Source organism: Vibrio algarum (genome assembly GCF_028204155.1).
GTDB classification, from domain to species: domain Bacteria; phylum Pseudomonadota; class Gammaproteobacteria; order Enterobacterales; family Vibrionaceae; genus Vibrio; species Vibrio algarum.
On sequence record NZ_JAQLOI010000001.1, the window covers coordinates 216,940 to 235,982 of the forward strand.

Sequence of the window (19,043 nt, forward strand, 5' to 3'; positions counted from 1 at the left end):
ACATAATGCCTACTAGCTCAAAAGCTCTCTAAACTGAAGAATAATGAGTAAGTTAACCACGCAATTATTACCCCGCACAAAATTCCCGCACAGATTTCTGACTTGGTGTGTCCAACCCGCTCGCGCATTGTCTGTGCTGTAGCATTTGCCTCGTTCAACTTATTAATCTCAATAGCATGCAGTCCAATCTTACGTCTTAAACCATTCGCATCCATCATTACGATAAAGCATAATGTAATAGCCACCCCAAACGCGGGATGATGCACACCTTCTTTAAAAGCTATCATAGCAGCAGTGCTGGAAACAATACTGCTATGGTTACTTGGCATTCCTCCATACCCTATAAGGTCAACAGCCAACCTTTTTTCTCGAATTGAATTGACAAAAAACTTTGTGATTCCCGTAAATAACCAGGCTATGAAAGGTAGTATTAAGTATATATAGTCCATATCAGCTTACCAGTGCTAAGGCCAAAGGGTGTATAAGCAAACAGCAACCCACGCGATGATTGTGGTTTGTAGCTGAAAGTCCGAGAAGAGCGCATCTGTTGGTGATTCACCACCATCTAAGCTGTCAACTACAAACCAATATCTATATAGACCAAACAAAACAAATGGAATTGAAAGAACCATATCCATTTTTGAAGTCATAACGAATAAGCTATAAAATATAACTGCACAGGTAGCTGACATTTCAGCATATCTATCCATTAACTCCACAGAATATTCATTTAGTACATTTCTACTAGACGAGCCATTCTTAGCTAGCTCCTGTCTTCTTTTTATTGCTGCTAGATACAGAGCTAACGCAAATGTCGTAACGAGCATCCATGGTGATAAAGGAACAGAAATAGCGACGGTACCAGTATAAACTCGTAGCACAAAACCTGATGCAATAGTAAATATATCCAAGACAGGTTGGTACTTCAGATAGATAGTGTATACAACATTTAGAGCTAAATAGCATAGTATTATCACGACAAAATCGAAATGGATAACCAAGCCAATCGCAACCAACCCATATAATAAAGTCATCAGCACCAGAGCCTGATGCTTAGTCACATCACCAGATGCCAGAGGTCTTGTCTTAGATTTGACAGGATGCTTTCTATCATCTTCGACATCTTTGTAGTCATTTAAGATGTATGTAGCCGATGATGCTATACAAAACAGTACGGTAGCAGTAATAGCTTGTAATACCGACTCCAAAGATAAAAATAACCCAGAAAAGACTAATGGGGCCATAACAAAAGCATTTTTTACCCATTGCTTTGGTCTCATCAACTTAACTAAAGCTTTAATATTCAACATACTCAACTACCTGATACAAAATAGATTCCTAATAAAACCAATACCATGCCAAGCCACTGCTTTCCATGAAATGACTCCCCGAATAAGTAAGCAGATACAACCGCTAACAAGACAAAACCCGAACTAGCTAAAACAGGATATGCAGAGGAAACAGGTAGTTTTTCCAAGGACTTAGCAAACAAGATAACGTTCAGTCCATAAAAGAAAAGGCCTCCGACAAACCATGGGTTAAGTAAGAAATTTAACACTGGATTACCAAACATAGAAAACTCAACGCGCTGAGCTTGCTTTAGTAAGACATTTCCTATCGTTGAATTTATCGCAGCTATAAATATAAATACCCAAGCAATACCAATAGTCACTACAAAAACCTTTTCACTACATTCAGAACACCTTGCTTAACTGCAGAACGATGGTGACTCGCATTACCGTCTGGCGTTAGAACTTTTTCTCGATTTTCCACATACCAGTTATAGCTATCAATGAACATCTCTATATTAGAGTATTTAGCTTGCCAACTAAACTCAGTTTCTACCTTTGTAGTATCAAAATACATTGACTTTCCATACATTAGGGCATGATATGCCCCAAGAGGTGATAATCCAATCGCACTAGTCACCTTCATACCCAAAACCACAGGTCCCATTGGCACACTTCTGACTTTAGAGCCCGTATTCGCGTGTACAACCAACGCTTCTAAAACCTCTCTCATAGTACCAAACCTATCCGTACCACAGTTGTAAATAGCCGGCCCCTTTTTCATTCCACTCAATATACACACTTCAGCTAAATCATCCGCGTGAATAAACTGATAGACGTTATTACCGCCATCAAATACTGGAATATTTCGTCCTTCTCTGACCCATTCAAACAAGATCTGAAAAATACCAAGTCTACCGTGCCCCATTATTGTCCTTGGTCTAATAATGCTTACATCTAGACCTTTTTTTACATACTCATGACACTTAAGTTCACCTTCGTATTTTGCCTGACCATATTCTTCGCCAGGAGTTGGCTGAGTATATTCTGTTACAGGGTTTTCTTTCGGAACACCGAAGATAGCGCTCGAAGATGTATATACCAGTTTCTGAACTCCGGATTCTAAAGATGCTCTTAGGACATTTTCAGTACCTAATCCATTAACTGATTCAAACAGCTCCCTATCTTTAGCGAGAGGCACTTGAGCAACGTTGTGGAAAACAATATCCATTCCTTTTGTTGCTTCAGATATGGATTCATAATCTCTTATATCACCTTGAAAAAAAGTAACATCATTGGTTCTATCTTCAGTATCATTAATATCGAAGATTGCGCAATCAAATCCCTTTTCTTTTAATTTCTCTATAAGCAAGGAACCAAAGTACCCTGATCCCCCAGTCACTAGTACCTTTTTCATATGACTTTTCCTTCATCTAATAATGACTTAATGCTTCTTTTCATTCCTTCTTCCAGAGAGACCGTAGGATTATAGTTGAGCTCAACTTCGGCTAACGAAATATCACATGCTATAGTTTTATTCATTTCGGATAAAACATGTATCTTTTGGTGATAAAAGCCTAAAGACTGTAAATATTTATCAACCCAAAAAGCCACATCACTTGCTATATTAGGCAGTTTCATTCGCTTTCTTTTGCATTTAATATTGAAATTACTTTCCAAGACATTCTCTATTGTCTGATACACTTCATTCATTGTGTAAGGTCTCTTGTCTGCAATCCAATAGACCTTTCCATTCGCAACTTCAGCGAACGCTGCAAGAATTAACCCTTGAGCCAAATTATCGACATAAGCCATAGAACGTCTGTTATTACCATGCCCTACAACTGGACCTTTTCCTTCTTTGATCATCTGGAAAAATAGTGTCTGTCTTGGTGGCTGGAATGGGCCGTAAAACCAAGGAGCTCGAATTCTTACTGTTTCTAATTTTCCTTTAGCTTGAACTTTTAGTACTTCTTCCTCCATTAACTTTTTGGACAAACCATAGTTCATATAAGGGTTAAAAGGAGAACTCTCTGTAAATACATGTTCATGTGTCGGGTTACAACCAATCGGAGAGTTAGAAGAAACTACTACAGCCCTCTTAATATCCGCCCTTTCTGCCTCATTCAACAAGTTTTTAGTTCCTTCGACATTTATAGTGAAAAAGTCTTTAACTTTATCAGGATGAATGATACCTGCTGTATGAAAAAAATAGCACATTCAGTTGATTCGAATAACTTTTTTACAGCAGTTTTATCACGAATGTCACCTTCATGTATTTCGATTTTATCACCAAATTTTGCAAACCAAGTTTTATCCTCTCCTGGCAATATAAACACTCGGATTCGCCCACTAATTCGAGGCAAACTGGAAAGCCCATCAATACCGTGAATTAGTGCGCTCACCAACGCTTTTCCAAGCCAACCAGCAGCTCCAGTAACTACCGCGCCTACTTCATTAGTTTGATGATTCATTTAAACGTTCCTTCAAATACTGTTCGATATTTCTTCTGGCAATAGCCATAACCGCACCTTGTGGATTTACACCCAAAGATGTACAAAGTAGACTAGCATCGTTTACATATAGGCCTTCTTGTCCATTAACTTTGCCATACGAGTTTGTGACACAAACATCTTTTTCTCCCATTGGACAACTTGAAAACAAATGAATAGTCATTAAGTTCAATTGTTCAGGCGTAATTCCGTAGAGGAAATCCTTAAGCTCACTAAAGCTAGAAATCTTCATTCCGCCTTGTACTACAGGGTATACATGATTCGCACCGGCAGAAAAAAGACATTTCCCCATAAACTCTATTCCTTTTAATATATTGGAGTATCCCTCCCCTCCTAAGTCGAATCTTACTAAAGGATTACTAAAAAAAGGAAGTTTAGTAATAGATCCTTTGCCAGAAGCCGTCATAGCATAGTAAACAGCCATGTTTTTCCATTTTTGTTCTGCAAGGCTTTGACCATTCGGTATATCTAACATGGCCAACTTAATATATTCTTTAGAACTAATGGAGCAGCCTAAACTTATTTTTGGTGAAAACTCTTTAACTTGATGAACGGGTACACCCATATTTTCTGAGTTTACTTGGTCGGGAAACTCTGCAACCATTTTAACCGTTGGATGCATATAAAACTGCTTACCTGCATTTTTCGCAAGTCTATTTGATTGCAATAGCATCGGCGTAGCAATTGCTCCGGCGCATATAAAAACAGATTCAGCAATGTAATCGTGTTCTTCACTATAATCAGGCGATTCTTCTAGGGCTGTAACAATCCATTTATTTCCACGCTTTTGAATCTTCTTAACCGTGTTGTTATATTTATACGTTGCTCCAAACAGCTTTGATTCCGGAATCAAAGTCTCAGTCATTGACTGTTTGGTTCCAGAGCCGGATTCATCATATTTGTACCAACGAGGTATCTCACGAGCATCCCACCCTAATTTTTGAGCCCCTTCATAAAGCTTCAATGAAGCAAGGGGAATATGTTCTTTTGGCATATAACTTACAGATATTGCCTTTTCATTTTCTTGGTAGTAAGGCTCCAACTCTTCTGACGATAAAGACGCTACACCATATTGCTCTACCCAGTTTTCGATGATCTCTTCAGGAATACGATGATAAAGTCCACTATTAATCTCGCTACCACCTCCTGCACACTCACCTTCTACATAAGTGACGGTTGATTTCCCTAGCGCTACAGATACGCCACCGTGCTTATATTTCTGTAGCATTTCCTCTTTAGAGAAGGGGGACAAGAGGTTAGTTTATATTCTCCACCTTTTTCCAGGACAAGAATTTTTAACCCTTGATTTGCTAGAAGTAGAGCTGAAAGCACGCCTCCTGGACCACTTCCTACAATAATAGCATCTAGACGATTCATAACTTATCTTCCCTTTTCTTGCATACGACATTGAAAAGAACCAACGTCTCATAAAAGCGCATCAAATTTCTAAATACGCCTAGTCTAGAGTTTTTCCAATTATTAATGATTATTAGACGCTTTGATACGTGAAGATCAGAAAAAGAGCTCATGTATAACAAATAAACCCATACATAAAAAAAGCAGTAAGAAAAATAATACCGAACCTCATGTAGTCAGGCATCACCTTTATTTGACGTTCGACAAATAACCACGAGTCTTTTGATAACTCCTGTTCGCTAACACCTGAGTACAAATAGACAAAGCTATAACAAATTGCCAACCTACATTTAACAAAACCATCCATTTCATATACCCAATCAATATAGAATAAAACTAACTTCATTAGGCGTATACTTACCTAAACAACAGTTAATTTTATAGTTATAATTTCCCACTTTTATATACCTCTACGTAAGTATGGTTTACTGACTTTCTTTATATCTAATGATGAACATTTTCTTTCTTACTGATGTATACATCAGTCATCCCAAGACCTACGACGAACATCAAAATCCAACCCGTAAGTGAATATCTAAATTGGTCTAGATAATTGACTCCCAATACAACGGAAACACAGATAAAAGAGCTGATAACTGAAAGCACGACTAACTTCATTCTAAAATCTGCCGTTGTTACTATGAAAATTACCGCTACCATAAAAAAAATACTAAAAACAGAAAAAAACAAATTAACTGACCAGTCATAAGACCATTTAATTTTCACATCTACAGGATTATAGAAAACAAGTTCCTTTCCGTTATTATATTTTTCAAAGAAGTCACTACTGAGTATCTCGTTCCTTTTATTGCCAGTTATATAAGGGAAGTGACTTAAATTTGGGTTATTAGTGTTAAAATTGAAAAGAGTTGTTGAAAGCTTAGCAAGTTCATCTTTTCTTCCACCAAGAAAAATGGAAATGATAGATTTAAACTGTTCTAATGAGGAATTAATACCATAGTGTTCAAACAACTCATCATGATAAGCTAAAAATTTATCTTTTCTGTCTTCATAAAGTGGGACTGTTTCTTCAACTCTGTGTATATATTTAAATATTGGCTGAGCATATATTACGTCGTTACCATTCTGAACCTTTAAATTCTTGTGTAATGTTACGTGAGCATGATGCAGTTTAACTCGCTCTGAGTTAACAGCTATCCAATACTTACCATAATCAATCCCGTTAAGATAAGAAATCCTTAGCACAATCAATGCCAGAATAGCAAAACCACTAAAAAGAGTAGTTAAGGAAAAAAGTTATATAATTTTGACACTACAAACACAGTCAATAACGGTAAGGCTAACACCAAATACTGAATTTTAATCAAAGCTAGTGATATAAGAACAAAAAACAGAGTAACAAGATAAAAAAGGCTTGGACTTTTATAATATCTTATTAGCAATACAGAAAATATAATTAAAAGTGAAAGGCTTAATGCTTCTGGGTATATAACATTTAACATTCCTAGCACTCTCCAATGTAAAAAGGGAAGTACTAAAATGGGATATAATAATTTAAAACTAAAAACAATACTTAACAGAGCAATAAAGAATATGACTTTTTGTAAGATAATAATAAGGTTAACACCTCCTATCGACAAAAGACTTCCAATTTGTTCCGAAACATATATAAAATAGCTATAACCAAGTTGTTTAGTACCAAAGTTAACAAGTTGATAGTTTTCAAGATCAACAGAATACTTTAGATAGGTAAAAGCATCTCCAAAGATAATTGGAGATGTAGGAGAAATGAACACATATAAAAACAACAAAAAAGAAATTAAATATTTTGCCGTTCTACTATCAATAATGTTTATTAAGTTAGTTCTTGCAATTGCTAACACAATTAACCCTCTTTAAAAACACAACCATAATTATTAAAACTCCCTTACTCGAGAAAAGTTATTTATCTTTAACACAAAGCGTTTGACTATAACTACTACCAGGAAAGCCAACCGAAAACATATATGTATTTAAATTTTTCTCAAGATTCAATTTTATTAGATTAAAAATTGAATCTCAATTATCGCTTAATTTTGTTAAGACGATATTAGAATAATAAATCATAAGGCACCCTGTCATATAACTCAAGCTTCCCACCGTCCGTTGCATTTAGTATCTTACGACCGTTTAATTCAAACTGTTCTTTAGCCTTTTCATAATTGAGCAATACCGCATTTAATTTAGGATCATGCCATTTTTTACCTTTACCAAAATAGTCTGGATGAAAATGATTTGGATCATCTTCTGTGGACTCTATAGTTGCTTCAGAAATTTTGGCGCTATCGGGGATTTTGTAGTCGAAATCCATTCCTACCAAGTATACTTCTTCAAACCCCATATAAAAGGCTAGCTGGAGGTTAAAATATGTAACAGTTTGTCCAGCATAAACTACCTTACTCACATCTTTTGAAAACCTTGGCACTTCAAAGAATGGATGCTCTTCACGATAAAAACCAACATCGAAAGGGAGATAAAAATTGTTACCGTCATTTGATGTTTTATCTCGATAAAAAGAAGGGAAAAATTTGTATTCACAATCAAATTTTTTTATTTCGTTCAAATTATCATCTAAAACGTGCTTGTCTTCTACTGCATAAAAAGTGGGCTTAAAGCCCATCTCTTTAGTTTTGAAAAAAATACTATTAACGCCAAAAGTATATTCACTTTCTAATAGCGTCAAGTCGATTTTATTTAATGACGGGCCGTTCCCGACAATAAAACATCTCTTTCCTTTAAACTTATTCTTAAATGTTCTAATTCTCCGCGCTTCTTCTTTAGTGATCTTAGAAGAGTACCTACTTTTAAGAATAGGAAAGAATGCTTTTTTTACAAACTTCATCATTTTTCGAACAAGCTCTTATAATCTACTCTTTCTAGAACTTCTAATTTACCACCAGTTGTCGCGTTATATATTTTTCTTCCGTGTTTTTCAAAGAACTTTCCAGCTTTCGCATAACCTTGCTCCATGCGATCGACCATTGGATCATGCCATCTGTAGCCTTTTCCAAAGTAATCAGGATGGAAGTGGTTAGGATCATCACTTTGGGATGTTATTTCTAGTCCATCAACCTTGGCATCATCTGGAATATCATAGTGGTGATCGAAGCCTATCAAGTACAGTTCTTCAACGCCTAGATAAAAAGCCAACTGCATACAAATATATGTAACCGAGCCTCCGGTCCAAGCTTGCCTTGCAATGTTTTCAGAAAAATATGGAAAATCTGGGTAGTTATCGTAACGCATTCGTACGTTTAGCCAGTTAACTCTATCGTCTTTGGCACCTTCAAGGCAGTATTTTAAGTAGTTTCCGAACCACTTTTGTGGCCCTCTCACTGCATTAATTTCAACGGCTCTATCTTCTGCAACATAGTTGTCTTCAACAACATAGTGAGTTGGCAAAAAACCCATCTTTTCTTCATTCAAATAGATACTATTAACTCCAATAGTAACTTCATCTTTTAATTTGGTTAGGTCAAGTTTATTTAAGCTTGGGCCATTACCAATTAGAAAAGCTCTCTTTCCTTTGCAACTATTATGATATTTTACAATATTTTTATGATTATTAGTTATCGGCAGACTTCGGGCAGCCATCTTATAACCAAAGGTTTCACAGGCCAAAGTTAACGACGAAGAATTATATTTATCCTTATATGGTCTAGTATTCCCATCAATAAGTTTTCCTCTTGTATCTCTATAAAGTCGGTAACCTTTATACAATGGTGTGATTTTCTTTAGCTCTTCTCTGATAGTCATATCTCTATCTCACAATCTCGTTATAAACTTTAATATAATTTTTAACCATAGTCCCTTCACTAAACTTATCAATTACCGAAGACCTACACGTTTCTGATTTGTTCTTCACATTTTCGAAGTCGTTATACAACATCGTTATTTTGTCGGCTAAATCTCTTGGCGAATACGGGTCAAACAACCAACCAGTGTTACCATCATCAATCATTTCTGGAATACCTCCTGCTTTAGCACCAAGGACTGGAGTTCCGCAGAGTAAGCTTTCTAATACTGTGTTGGGTAAATTATCTAATACAGATGGTATACAGAAAACATCCGCACTACTATAGACCTCTCGCAGAGCAGATATGCTGTACACTGCCCCTTTTTTTATAACTCTACTATCTTCAAACTTAAATTTGCTTACGGAACCAATGGCAACTACTTGGATATCTAGATCAGGGATAAGTTTTAACGCTTCAAATATCACGATTGAATTTTTTCGCTCCCAAGCTCCTGTACCTGCTAAAAACAGCAATGTGAACTTGACGGCATCAATTGATATAGATTTTCTGGATTGGTGTTTTTCCAGTGGGTAAAAGTCGTTAGTATCGATCCCATTATGCACTACTTTAATTGCTTTTCTTCCTGCGTTACGTTTTTCAGACAGATCAACTAACCACTGCGAGGGAGGTGTGAAAGTGACATTTGCATTACAATTATTTAGAAGTTTTTCAGGATTGTAAAATCTCTTTCTCCATTCCTGGATTGGACAGTAAATTTTTTCATTCCCATCAAACTTAGTTATCTTGTAATTATAAATATAAAATGCAAACTGATCATGCATAGTCCAAACAACAGGCGTTTTTTCGCTTAATGCTGCAATCTGCTCATGTGTAAAATACGTATTATGGAAGTGAATGATATCAGGCTGAATAGATTTTATTTTTTTATTAAATATTTTGAACAATAGCCATCTATCGATATTAGTAGACGTAAGCCTAGCTATCATATAAAATACTCTATAAATAGCGTTCTTCCATCTATTTTGAGTTTCACCCAACTGCCATGTGTTGATATTAATCCCTTTAAATTGGTTTATTTTAGTTTTATTTTTTTCATACACAAATAAAACTTCATGCTCTTTGGTTAAGCCTTTGACTAATCGGCTAGCAGCTATTGATGCACCGCAACCATAATTATTTTCACTAAAAACTACAACTTTCATTTTTAACTTTTTAGACCTCGAATACAGTCAAATAGTAATTTAATTCTTCTTATCTTCTTAATCGGACTAATTAATAGACTAACACTTTTTAAGTCTTCATATGCAGAATTAATTTTATTGATTTTTTCTTTTTCAGAATCATGCCATCTTCTGTATTTCTGGCTTTTTTCTTTTTCAGAATCATGCCATCTTCTGTATTTTTGGCTTTTTCCTTTTCAGAATCATGCCATCTTCTTAACGTTTGATTCTCGTCAAAAAATGACAAATCACTTATCAACTCTAGATAATTTAATACTCTTACATACTCATTTTCATGCTGATAATATTCACCTAATTGAAAGATAGACTCGACTTTATTATTTAAAAATATAGGTTTAAATCCAAAAGAGAATAGTAAATTTGACAAGCTATACATTGTAAAATTATACATGTGCGCATGTATAAGATACCCTAGAAAACTACGGTTGTAATGTTTTTTATTGTGTAAATCTAATATCCCTGGCACCTCGATATAAAGTAGACTATCAGGCTTTATTAGTCTTTTTATTAAATTTACTTCATATTCTAGGTCGATAAAGTGTTCAAAAACATGACTTAAAATAACCACATCGAAGGTCTCACCATACTTTTCTGCCGTAGCGAGGTCTCCATAAATAATATTAACGCCAAGTTTCTTAGCCTTATCGATACAGTCTTGATTATACTCAGTACCTAATTCGTCAATCTCAATATCATATTTGAGTGCCTCATCTTTTAGCTCACTAAGAACATTCCCAGTACCAGCCCCAACTTCTAATACTTTTAGTGTTTTTTTAGCCGGAAGAAAATCTTTTAATACATTAAAGATTTTCTTCCCTTGACCCACTTCAAAAAGCGCTTCTTGCTCTTCTAAGTGCTCTTGACCATAATTCAGAGGGTGATAATACTTATCATAATACAAAGGAAGGGAAGCCGATTTTATGCGAGGACTGGTAATCACTAGCCCACACTTTTTACAAATATAACTCCCAAATGGTAGTGCAAACCTATCGATTTTAGCTAACTCTTCTAAAAAATCGCACCCACACTGGCACTTAGTCACCTCTTCTAGCTCGATATTTCCATTCTCAATATCAAGAAGAAATAGTTCTTTATATCTCAAAGAAATGTGGCTAAGCTCCTTTGGAATACAATCGGTTTTAAGAAGCTCTTTTCTAAATTCACTCATCAATAAGTTATTCATTTACAATCCATTCATGAGGCAAAGTTACATAACCAAAAACTCTCTCTTTATTTGATACCAGAAAATCTTCATTTCTATCCCGATAGATAAATTCGCTACCATCAACAACGACAAAAACAGACCCATACTGATTAGGGTTAAAGTAACACTTAGTCTTAAATTGACCACTGACTTTATAATTGCCATTGAAAATTTTTGTACATTTATAATCTGAATTAAATGAAGTAATGCTATTTCCGACTTTATCCCATATCGGAATACCAATAATAAGTTTTTTAGGTTCAAACGTTAATTCAAAGCTGAAATCAAGAATCATATCATCTTCTAAACTATAAGTATCCTTGTTCCACTGATGTCGAATTTGATTTATTTTATACTCATTATGAAACATGTTACCAAAGTAGGAGTCCGTCTTATTTTTTTGTTCTTTCCCTAACTTATCTTCTTTTGATAAATAATACTCAATGCCTTGTTCAACTGCTCCCAAAAATTTTTTTCACCTTTTTCCAGCACTAACACATTGTCACAGAACATCCTGATATCATTCATTGAGTGAGATACAAATACAATAGACATGTCATCTCTCATGCTATTGATTTTGGCTAAGCATTTTTGTCTAAAATTGAAATCGCCTACAGCTAGGACTTCATCTAGGATCAATATATCTGGTTCGCTTGCGGTGGCGATACCAAAGCCGAGTCTTGATTTCATCCCACTACTATAGTTTTTTACAGGTTGATTAATAAAATCACCTATTTCTGAAAATTCTTCTATTTCTTTTATTTTCTCTTGTAATTCTTTTTTTGTAAAGCCACTAATTTTTAAATTAAGCTCTATATTTTCTAGTCCTGTAAGCTCAGACTTTAAGTTTGAAGTCAGTTCTAATATAGCTGAAATTTTTCCGCTAGTAACAACATGACCCTGCGTAGGTGTAAGTACGCCAGATATAATTTTAAGAAGCGTAGACTTTCCATTACCATTACGGCCAATAATCCCTAGAGCTTCGCCTTTTTTTATATCTAGCGAAACATTATCTAATGCTATAAATTTTTTATGGTAATCCTTGTTGAAAGGATTTAACGACTCTATTAGGCGGTCAATTGGCTTGTCATAGAGCTTATAAACTTTAGTGACTTTTTTCACTTTTACTACCGACGATTTGCTCACTAGATTACGTCTCCGAAATGAGGCCTTAGCTTCCTAAATATTACAGCACCCAATAAAAAAAACAAAGAAAGAATAGCTAAAAAAGATGGCGTAAACTCCCAAGACTCCCAAAACCATTTTTGATAAATAAAGCTATTTCTATACCCTTCTACTATAAAAATCATCGGATTAAACTTTAATACATACATGTATTTCTCCGGAACCTTCGAAAGAGACCAGAATATAGGAGTAACCCAAAAACCTAATTGCAAAATAACACTAACAATCTGTGATATATCCTTGGAAAAAACTCTTAAAGCAGAGAGAAACCAAGACATACCTAATACGAGGAAAAACATCATCGAAATATAAAATGGCAACTGCAACCAATAAATTGTCGGAAAGTATCCATAAAACAAAAATACTATCGCTAATATTACCAAAAATATTAAGTGGATAAAGAATATGGAAGTGATTTTAACAATGGGAAGTATACTCACTCTAAAATTTACTTTTTTTACTAGGTACTTATTCGAAACAATTGAATTCATTCCTCCGTTTACTGCGTCAGAAAAAAAGAACCATGGTATATATCCACACATTAGATACAAAATGAATGGCATACCATCTTCTTCAGCATGCCCTTTAAAACCAATCGAAAAAATAAACCAGACAATGGCCATAAACAACGATGGCTTCAATACTGCCCAAACTAATCCCAAGTATGAACCTAAAAACTGCTCTCTAAAGTCATTTTTTGCCAACGTAAAGACTAGGTTTTTACTTAGATATATATCTCTCAAAAATTTGAATGTATTTTTAATAAAAATCACTTACACTTACCCTTTAAAATAAACCTCATAAATATATGCTCATAAAGATCAGGAATCTTAACATACCTAATACATTTTTCCCTTTTTCGGACAATAGTAGTTATTTTTATTGCTTATAAGTAATTTAATCCCAATATCTAGCTCATTCTATAGAATGCAATATTCGGTTTGCGACTTATATTAGTCTATACACTTGTAAACAAACTCCACTTATTCATTAGTGATATCCGAATTCAACTGCGAATTGTGACAATCTCCAATATCAAACACTTTTTCTTGGTCGATAATTTATCCGCGACAAAGCGAACTCTATATCGCTGTCCGTTACTGTCGTTAGGACGGTTCTTTTCTTCACATATTGCCTTCGTATTCTCATTAGCCATTAGCCATTAGCCTACGTTACAAAGAACTGTAAGAGTGAGCAAAGTACACTCTTACCTCTAATTCTTTTTGCTATGACTTCATGACCTGCAAACTTTCATCCGTTATCTGCCGTGATGGTATGGACCTATTTTTTGTAAGGCATTAGTAGTTCAATTGTGGCTCTGGTTACATGAACCACTCCTTAGGTGGCACTTTCTTTACCACGTAAAATCGAGTCTTACACTCTAAAATGGTTATCATTGTACCTTTGCCATGCACATTTAGTACTGCGCCGATTTATCAGCTACCAAACAGTTCCTTACTGTCAACGATGCTTGCCCTATCTTCAATCAAAACAGCATTCTTTATCTCTGACGTTTTCTCTTTTTTTACTACTTGTGTTCTTGCCTTAAGTGGTGATACAACCTATTGCCCAAGCGTTTATATTGAGAGAAAAATAAATAAATCCACTCATTATTGACTTCTGCTCCACTATCGTTTACTACATTGGAAACCTGCTTCAGACTCCATTCCGCTTCTAGAAAGCAGACAGAACCTACACTTTCCTGGGATATGCGGTATTTACGTACTAATCTGCGCTTTTTAATCAACAGCGTCTGAGCTTCGTTTGGGTAATAAATGCTGTCTTTATAGCCTTGCTTAAGCTACCGATATACTGTGGAGCGATGGTATTGCTTGTTTCTTGGACGAGAAAAACGTACTACTTTCTGCAGTTGGCCTCCTCTTCGACACCTTTCCATGAATGTAGCACTTATTCTCTGAGCTAGGGCGTAGAAGCCATGCTCACACACGATAAGGTTACTCAACTCCTTGCCCCGCAAGGACTCGTGAAAGGTAGTCGCAATTCCTATTTTCTGCTCACAGCTTTCTTTCTAAACCTTCTTCAAAGGTGTTCCCATTGGCTAACATGTTGAGCGTAATATGGCAAACCACAACTCAACTTTCTCAAGTCAATTCTCGCTGAATACGACATGTATCTTCATTCATGCTGACACCCAAACGCCAGTACATTTTAATCTCTATCAAGGCATGTACCTAAATGCTCTTGAGAAACCAGCTCAGCTCAGCTGGTCTGGTCTGGTCTGGTCTGGTCTGGTCTGGTCTGGTCCCGAATGCTCATAGATTCCACTGGTTTATTCGTTTTCATCTTACTTAATCGAGGCAACCATCAAACATACTCTAACTAGACGATCATTCACGTTTTATAGACGGAATACGATCTTGGAGGTTTTTAGGATGTCTCTTTCATAAAAAGATCATCTACCCCTTCCAAATCACCATAAAACCCATCGGTCAAGATATTATGAAAGCGAAATGAAGCTTATTGCTCAATATTCAACCCATTCCAGTGGTAACACGTCGCTTCTAAGACCGTATAGGTGCCAACAATATTAGTTTAACAAACGCGCCTGCTCCATCGATGGAACGCTCAACATGAGATTAGGTACTCGAGTACACAACAGCATTAGGTTGATAAGTAATAAAGACCTTTCCAGATATTTCGCCTTACAGATATCGACTTGTTCAAATGCATACCGTTCATTAGATTCAACACCGATTAAATACTCCAAATTATCTACATAAGTCAATTTAACCATGTTGTTCACTTCATCTTTCATGGATTCAGTTATATTATCGTATTATAGTCAAACTAATAAAACCACTGTCAACAGCCAAAAGAGTTTTCATTTATTTACTTAACTATTTCCGCTGTCAAACACAATCTATCAAACTGAAAAAACTTATTATTTTTAGCACTTTATCTATGGTTAAGAAAAAACACGCTACCGCCCTTAGGTTTCACTCCTAATTGGCGATATATAGCTCAAATTTTAAGCACGTTATTCAGTAAAAAAATAGCGCGGCAAGGATATCATGAACTGGAAATAATATCCTTCACTTATAACTATAAGTGTGGTGTTTCTTTTAACACTAAACCTTCAGCATCTTTTGCTGCCATAAGTAACTCTTGGCCATCTAAGATTGGCCATTCAATCCCAATCTCCGGATCATTCCAAATAATTGTATGCTCAGCATTTGGGTTGTAATAATCCGTGCATTTATAGACAAACTCGGCTTCTTCAGATGTGGCGTAAAAGCCATGAGCGAACCCCTCTGGTACCCATAGTTGCCTTTTGTTCTCTTCAGATAGGTAAACGCCTACCCATTGACCAAAAGTAGGTGAGTTTTTACGAACGTCCACGGCAACATCAAAAACCTCTCCAGAAATGACACGCACCAATTTACCTTGTGTGTTTTCCGTTTGGTAATGCAAACCTCTTAAGGTGCCTTTGGCCGACTTTGAATGGTTGTCTTGTACAAACTTTGCTTTGGTCACGAGTTGATTAAATCGGATCTCATTCCATGTTTCCATGAAAAAACCACGCTCATCACCATGTACGGTAGGCTCAATTATTTTTACATCTGGAATTTTTGTATCGATAACTTTCATAACGGTCACTTATAAGCTTGAATATTGGTTAGTGCAGCTTGCCAATCACTTGGTTTAATTTGAAATTGATTTTCTATTTTTTGGCAATCTAAACGTGAGTTTTCAGGTCGTTTAGCCGGGGTAGGGTAAGAAGATGTTGGAATAGAAGTCAATTGAGGGATCGTGTCTAAAATACCCTCCTTATGAGCCGTATTAAAGATGTATTCAGCGAACTCAAACCAGCTAACATGAGGCAACCCCGAGAAATGGTAGACACCCCATTCAGGCTGCTTACCCGCTTCAATACTCTCTATCATTTTTACCAATGCATCTGAAATATCTTTCGCGTACGTAGGCCCACCAAATTGGTCACCAACAATACTTAGCGCATCGCGTGTTTCTGCCAACTTAAGCATCGTCTTAACAAAGTTATTCCCGTGCTCACCAAAAACCCACGCAGTGCGCAATATTAGGTGGTTTTCACAGTTCTCAACTACCGCAGCTTCACCTGCTAATTTGCTTTCACCATAAACACATTGCGGATCGGTTTTATCACTCTCGGTATAGAGGCCACTCCCTTCACCACCAAAGACATAATCCGTTGAAATATGCAAAATCACCGCGCCGCAAGCCTGAGCAGCTTCGGCTAAAAATTTAGGCCCGTCTCTATTTACTTTAAAAGATAAATCAACCTCTTCTTCAGCTCGGTCAACAGCGGTGTGCGCAGCCGCATTGACGATATAATCGGGTTGAAAATCGAGGAAAACATTAAATACTGCCGCTTGATCTGTAATATCTAGATCCTGGTAATCGACAGCCAATATTTCTGCATTTTCTGCTAAGTTTTTCGTCAGGCATTTGCCCACCTGACCGTTACATCCAGTAATTAAAACCTTCATGGTACTTTCCTGTATTACTTAATGAGTGACATTAAATATTGTCCATAATCATTCTTGAGCATTGGCTTAGCCAGGTTTTCTATCTGCAAGTCACTCAACCAGCCATTACGCCATGCTATCTCTTCTAAGCACGCTACTTTTAGGCTTTGAACATGCTCAATGGTTTGTACAAATGATGACGCTTCATGCAGGCTTTCATGCGTACCGGTATCTAACCAGGCAAATCCACGCCCAAGGAGCTCTACATTTAAAGACCCGTCATGAAGATACATCTCATTGATAGTCGTAATCTCAAGCTCACCCCGTTCTGATGGAATAACGTTTTTAGCAAAGTCCACCACACGGTTGTCATAGAAATAAAGCCCAGTAACGGCGTAGTTGGATTTAGGTTTAGTTGGTTTTTCTTCAATCGATATCGCTTTCATATCGTTATCAAATTCCACCACACCAAAACGTTCAGGGTCTTTCACCTGATAACCAAACACGGTCGCACCGCTTTCTCGATTCGCTGCATTGATCAGCGTTTGGCTAAACCTATGCCCGTAGAAAATATTGTCACCTAGAACTAAGCAAACATTATCGTTGCCAATAAACTTTTCACCAATGATAAACGCTTGAGCCAAGCCATCTGGGCTTGGTTGAATGGCGTATTCTAAATTAATACCAAAATCACTACCATCACCCAATAAACGCTTAAAGCTGTCGTTATCTTCAGGTGTGGTGATAATTAAAATATCTTTTATTCCTGCAAGCATTAAGGTCGAAAGGGGATAATAAATCATCGGCTTATCATAAACGGGTAGCAGTTGTTTAGAGACACCACGTGTTATCGGATAAAGGCGTGTACCCGAGCCCCCCGCTAAAATAATTCCTTTCATTATTTATTCTCTCCAGAACCTAAACGCTCTAAGCTATAAGAACCATCTAGTACACGGCTCCACCAGGTTTTATTGTTTAAATACCACTCTACCGTCTTGCGAATGCCAGATTCAAAGGTCTCTTCTGGCTTCCAACCAAGTTCACGCTCAATTTTTGATGCATCAATGGCGTATCGTACATCGTGTCCAGGGCGATCGGTTACATAAGTGATTAAGTCTTGATAGCTCTCAACACCTTCTGGTTTATTCGGTACCAGTTCTTCTAGCAATGAACAAATTGTTTTCACAACATCGATATTGGCTTTTTCATTATGGCCGCCAATGTTATAGGTTTCCCCAACAATGCCTTCCGTTACTACTTTATAGAGCGCGCGCGCATGGTCTTCAACAAAGAGCCAATCCCTTATCTGCATGCCATCACCGTACACTGGCAGTGCCTTACCATCTATCGCATTCAGAATGATCAGTGGGATTAATTTTTCAGGGAAGTGGTATGGGCCGTAATTATTTGAGCAATTAGTGACAATTGTTGGCAAGCCATAGGTACGCAACCATGCTCTAACTAGGTGATCACTTGAAGCTTTAGATGCCGAATACGGGCTTGAAGGCTCATAAGATGTTTCTTCCGTAAATAGATCATCTGTCCCTTCTAAATCACCATAAACCTCATCGGTAGAGATATGATGGAAGCGAAATGCTGTTTGTTGCTCAGCACTCAAACCATTCCAGTAAGAACGCGTCGCTTCTAATAACGTATAGGTGCCAACAATATTGGTTTCAATAAAGGCGGCAGGGCCGTCAATAGAGCGATCAACATGAGATTCCGCAGCCAAGTGCATGACAGCATCTGGCTGATGGGTAGAAAACACTCTTTCCAACTCTTTTGCATCACAAATATCGACTTGTTCAAATGTATATCTGCTATTAGCATCTACTTCTAGTAGTGACTCTACGTTCCCTGCATACGTTAATTTATCTAAGTTAACTACTTCATCTTGCGTATTATTGATAATATGCCTAACTACAGCAGAACCAATAAATCCCGCGCCACCTGTTATTAAAATCTTCATAT

At 36.6% G+C, this 19,043-nt stretch carries 22 protein-coding genes; all 22 read right to left on the bottom strand.

The window, feature by feature from the left end; translation table 11 throughout:
- Nucleotides 1–17: 17 nt before the first annotated feature.
- The 22 genes from PGX00_RS01135 to rfbB all read right to left on the bottom strand — a co-directional run bounded on the left by PGX00_RS01135 (nucleotide 18) and on the right by rfbB (nucleotide 19,041).
- Complete coding sequence (locus PGX00_RS01135) at nucleotides 18–449, bottom strand: divergent PAP2 family protein (RefSeq protein ID WP_272132150.1); 432 nt, start codon at nucleotides 447–449, stop codon at nucleotides 18–20.
- Nucleotides 450–464: 15 nt separating this feature from the next.
- Nucleotides 465–1,310, bottom strand: a complete 846-nt coding sequence (locus PGX00_RS01140; RefSeq protein ID WP_272132151.1) for a decaprenyl-phosphate phosphoribosyltransferase — start codon at nucleotides 1,308–1,310, stop codon at nucleotides 465–467.
- A 2-nt stretch (nucleotides 1,311–1,312) separates the two neighbouring features.
- Nucleotides 1,313–1,672: a DMT family transporter gene (locus PGX00_RS01145; RefSeq protein ID WP_272132152.1), complete on the bottom strand. Its 360-nt coding sequence runs from the start codon at nucleotides 1,670–1,672 to the stop codon at nucleotides 1,313–1,315.
- A complete protein-coding gene (locus PGX00_RS01150; RefSeq protein ID WP_272132154.1) occupies nucleotides 1,672–2,706 on the bottom strand; it encodes an NAD-dependent epimerase/dehydratase family protein in 1,035 nt (344 codons plus the stop codon). The genes PGX00_RS01145 and PGX00_RS01150 overlap by 1 nt, the downstream gene beginning before the upstream one ends.
- Nucleotides 2,703–3,509, bottom strand: a complete 807-nt coding sequence (locus PGX00_RS01155) for an NAD-dependent epimerase/dehydratase family protein (RefSeq protein WP_272132155.1) — start codon at nucleotides 3,507–3,509, stop codon at nucleotides 2,703–2,705. Before PGX00_RS01155 ends, PGX00_RS01150 begins: the two co-directional genes overlap by 4 nt.
- Entirely contained in the window at nucleotides 3,443–3,763 is a 321-nt protein-coding gene (locus tag PGX00_RS01160) for an NAD-dependent epimerase/dehydratase family protein (protein WP_272132157.1), read from the bottom strand. Before PGX00_RS01160 ends, PGX00_RS01155 begins: the two co-directional genes overlap by 67 nt.
- On the bottom strand, nucleotides 3,747–5,030 hold the full coding sequence (locus PGX00_RS01165) for a GMC family oxidoreductase N-terminal domain-containing protein (protein ID WP_272132159.1): 1,284 nt from the start codon (nucleotides 5,028–5,030) through the stop codon (nucleotides 3,747–3,749). The genes PGX00_RS01160 and PGX00_RS01165 overlap by 17 nt, the downstream gene beginning before the upstream one ends.
- The gene (locus PGX00_RS22830; RefSeq protein ID WP_407702330.1) at nucleotides 4,994–5,179 is read right to left on the bottom strand and encodes an FAD-dependent monooxygenase; all 186 of its coding nucleotides are present in this window, start codon (nucleotides 5,177–5,179) and stop codon (nucleotides 4,994–4,996) included. The genes PGX00_RS01165 and PGX00_RS22830 overlap by 37 nt, the downstream gene beginning before the upstream one ends.
- A 483-nt stretch (nucleotides 5,180–5,662) precedes the next feature.
- Complete coding sequence (locus PGX00_RS01170; protein WP_272132161.1) at nucleotides 5,663–6,424, bottom strand: hypothetical protein; 762 nt, start codon at nucleotides 6,422–6,424, stop codon at nucleotides 5,663–5,665.
- 38 nt (nucleotides 6,425–6,462) lie between these two features.
- Nucleotides 6,463–7,062, bottom strand: a complete 600-nt coding sequence (locus PGX00_RS01175; protein ID WP_272132163.1) for a hypothetical protein — start codon at nucleotides 7,060–7,062, stop codon at nucleotides 6,463–6,465.
- A 206-nt stretch (nucleotides 7,063–7,268) separates the two neighbouring features.
- Nucleotides 7,269–8,063 carry a 6-hydroxymethylpterin diphosphokinase MptE-like protein gene (locus tag PGX00_RS01180; protein WP_272132165.1) on the bottom strand — a complete coding sequence of 265 codons (795 nt, stop codon included), beginning with the start codon at nucleotides 8,061–8,063 and terminating at the stop codon, nucleotides 7,269–7,271.
- Nucleotides 8,060–8,974, bottom strand: a complete 915-nt coding sequence (locus PGX00_RS01185; RefSeq protein ID WP_272132167.1) for a 6-hydroxymethylpterin diphosphokinase MptE-like protein — start codon at nucleotides 8,972–8,974, stop codon at nucleotides 8,060–8,062. The genes PGX00_RS01180 and PGX00_RS01185 overlap by 4 nt, the downstream gene beginning before the upstream one ends.
- A 4-nt stretch (nucleotides 8,975–8,978) precedes the next feature.
- Nucleotides 8,979–10,178, bottom strand: a complete 1,200-nt coding sequence (locus PGX00_RS01190) for a glycosyltransferase (RefSeq protein WP_272132168.1) — start codon at nucleotides 10,176–10,178, stop codon at nucleotides 8,979–8,981.
- A gap of 88 nt (nucleotides 10,179–10,266) precedes the next feature.
- Nucleotides 10,267–11,400: a class I SAM-dependent methyltransferase gene (locus PGX00_RS01195; RefSeq protein WP_272132170.1), complete on the bottom strand. Its 1,134-nt coding sequence runs from the start codon at nucleotides 11,398–11,400 to the stop codon at nucleotides 10,267–10,269.
- Nucleotides 11,393–11,887, bottom strand: a complete 495-nt coding sequence (locus PGX00_RS01200; RefSeq protein WP_272132172.1) for a hypothetical protein — start codon at nucleotides 11,885–11,887, stop codon at nucleotides 11,393–11,395. Before PGX00_RS01200 ends, PGX00_RS01195 begins: the two co-directional genes overlap by 8 nt.
- Nucleotides 11,833–12,543, bottom strand: coding sequence for an ABC transporter ATP-binding protein (locus PGX00_RS01205; protein ID WP_272132173.1), 711 nt, complete (start codon nucleotides 12,541–12,543; stop codon nucleotides 11,833–11,835). The genes PGX00_RS01200 and PGX00_RS01205 overlap by 55 nt, the downstream gene beginning before the upstream one ends.
- A 23-nt stretch (nucleotides 12,544–12,566) precedes the next feature.
- Complete coding sequence (locus PGX00_RS01210) at nucleotides 12,567–13,379, bottom strand: ABC transporter permease (RefSeq protein WP_272132175.1); 813 nt, start codon at nucleotides 13,377–13,379, stop codon at nucleotides 12,567–12,569.
- A gap of 1,775 nt (nucleotides 13,380–15,154) precedes the next feature.
- Nucleotides 15,155–15,361: a hypothetical protein gene (locus PGX00_RS01215; protein ID WP_272132177.1), complete on the bottom strand. Its 207-nt coding sequence runs from the start codon at nucleotides 15,359–15,361 to the stop codon at nucleotides 15,155–15,157.
- Between the two features lie 308 nt (nucleotides 15,362–15,669).
- On the bottom strand, nucleotides 15,670–16,215 hold the full coding sequence (gene rfbC, locus PGX00_RS01220) for a dTDP-4-dehydrorhamnose 3,5-epimerase (RefSeq protein ID WP_272132179.1): 546 nt from the start codon (nucleotides 16,213–16,215) through the stop codon (nucleotides 15,670–15,672).
- A 5-nt stretch (nucleotides 16,216–16,220) separates the two neighbouring features.
- Nucleotides 16,221–17,093, bottom strand: coding sequence for a dTDP-4-dehydrorhamnose reductase (gene rfbD, locus PGX00_RS01225; protein ID WP_272132181.1), 873 nt, complete (start codon nucleotides 17,091–17,093; stop codon nucleotides 16,221–16,223).
- Between the two features lie 14 nt (nucleotides 17,094–17,107).
- Nucleotides 17,108–17,971 carry a glucose-1-phosphate thymidylyltransferase RfbA gene (rfbA, locus tag PGX00_RS01230; RefSeq protein WP_272132183.1) on the bottom strand — a complete coding sequence of 288 codons (864 nt, stop codon included), beginning with the start codon at nucleotides 17,969–17,971 and terminating at the stop codon, nucleotides 17,108–17,110.
- Complete coding sequence (gene rfbB, locus PGX00_RS01235) at nucleotides 17,971–19,041, bottom strand: dTDP-glucose 4,6-dehydratase (protein WP_272132185.1); 1,071 nt, start codon at nucleotides 19,039–19,041, stop codon at nucleotides 17,971–17,973. The genes rfbA and rfbB overlap by 1 nt, the downstream gene beginning before the upstream one ends.
- Nucleotides 19,042–19,043: the final 2 nt, after the last annotated feature.

Coding starts and splice junctions, on each gene's coding strand:
- rfbD (WP_272132181.1), bottom strand. CDS start 17,093: ATGAAGGTTTTAATTACTGGATGTAACGGTCAGGTGGGCAAATGCCTG.
- PGX00_RS01180 (WP_272132165.1), bottom strand. CDS start 8,063: ATGATGAAGTTTGTAAAAAAAGCATTCTTTCCTATTCTTAAAAGTAGG.
- PGX00_RS01185 (WP_272132167.1), bottom strand. CDS start 8,974: ATGACTATCAGAGAAGAGCTAAAGAAAATCACACCATTGTATAAAGGT.
- PGX00_RS01150 (WP_272132154.1), bottom strand. CDS start 2,706: ATGAAAAAGGTACTAGTGACTGGGGGATCAGGGTACTTTGGTTCCTTG.
- PGX00_RS01160 (WP_272132157.1), bottom strand. CDS start 3,763: ATGAATCATCAAACTAATGAAGTAGGCGCGGTAGTTACTGGAGCTGCT.
- PGX00_RS01140 (WP_272132151.1), bottom strand. CDS start 1,310: ATGTTGAATATTAAAGCTTTAGTTAAGTTGATGAGACCAAAGCAATGG.
- PGX00_RS01215 (WP_272132177.1), bottom strand. CDS start 15,361: ATGGTTAAATTGACTTATGTAGATAATTTGGAGTATTTAATCGGTGTT.
- PGX00_RS01135 (WP_272132150.1), bottom strand. CDS start 449: ATGGACTATATATACTTAATACTACCTTTCATAGCCTGGTTATTTACG.
- rfbC (WP_272132179.1), bottom strand. CDS start 16,215: ATGAAAGTTATCGATACAAAAATTCCAGATGTAAAAATAATTGAGCCT.
- PGX00_RS01195 (WP_272132170.1), bottom strand. CDS start 11,400: ATGAATAACTTATTGATGAGTGAATTTAGAAAAGAGCTTCTTAAAACC.
- PGX00_RS01165 (WP_272132159.1), bottom strand. CDS start 5,030: ATGCTACAGAAATATAAGCACGGTGGCGTATCTGTAGCGCTAGGGAAA.
- rfbA (WP_272132183.1), bottom strand. CDS start 17,971: ATGAAAGGAATTATTTTAGCGGGGGGCTCGGGTACACGCCTTTATCCG.
- PGX00_RS01155 (WP_272132155.1), bottom strand. CDS start 3,509: ATGTGCTATTTTTTTCATACAGCAGGTATCATTCATCCTGATAAAGTT.
- PGX00_RS22830 (WP_407702330.1), bottom strand. CDS start 5,179: ATGAATCGTCTAGATGCTATTATTGTAGGAAGTGGTCCAGGAGGCGTG.
- PGX00_RS01190 (WP_272132168.1), bottom strand. CDS start 10,178: ATGAAAGTTGTAGTTTTTAGTGAAAATAATTATGGTTGCGGTGCATCA.
- rfbB (WP_272132185.1), bottom strand. CDS start 19,041: ATGAAGATTTTAATAACAGGTGGCGCGGGATTTATTGGTTCTGCTGTA.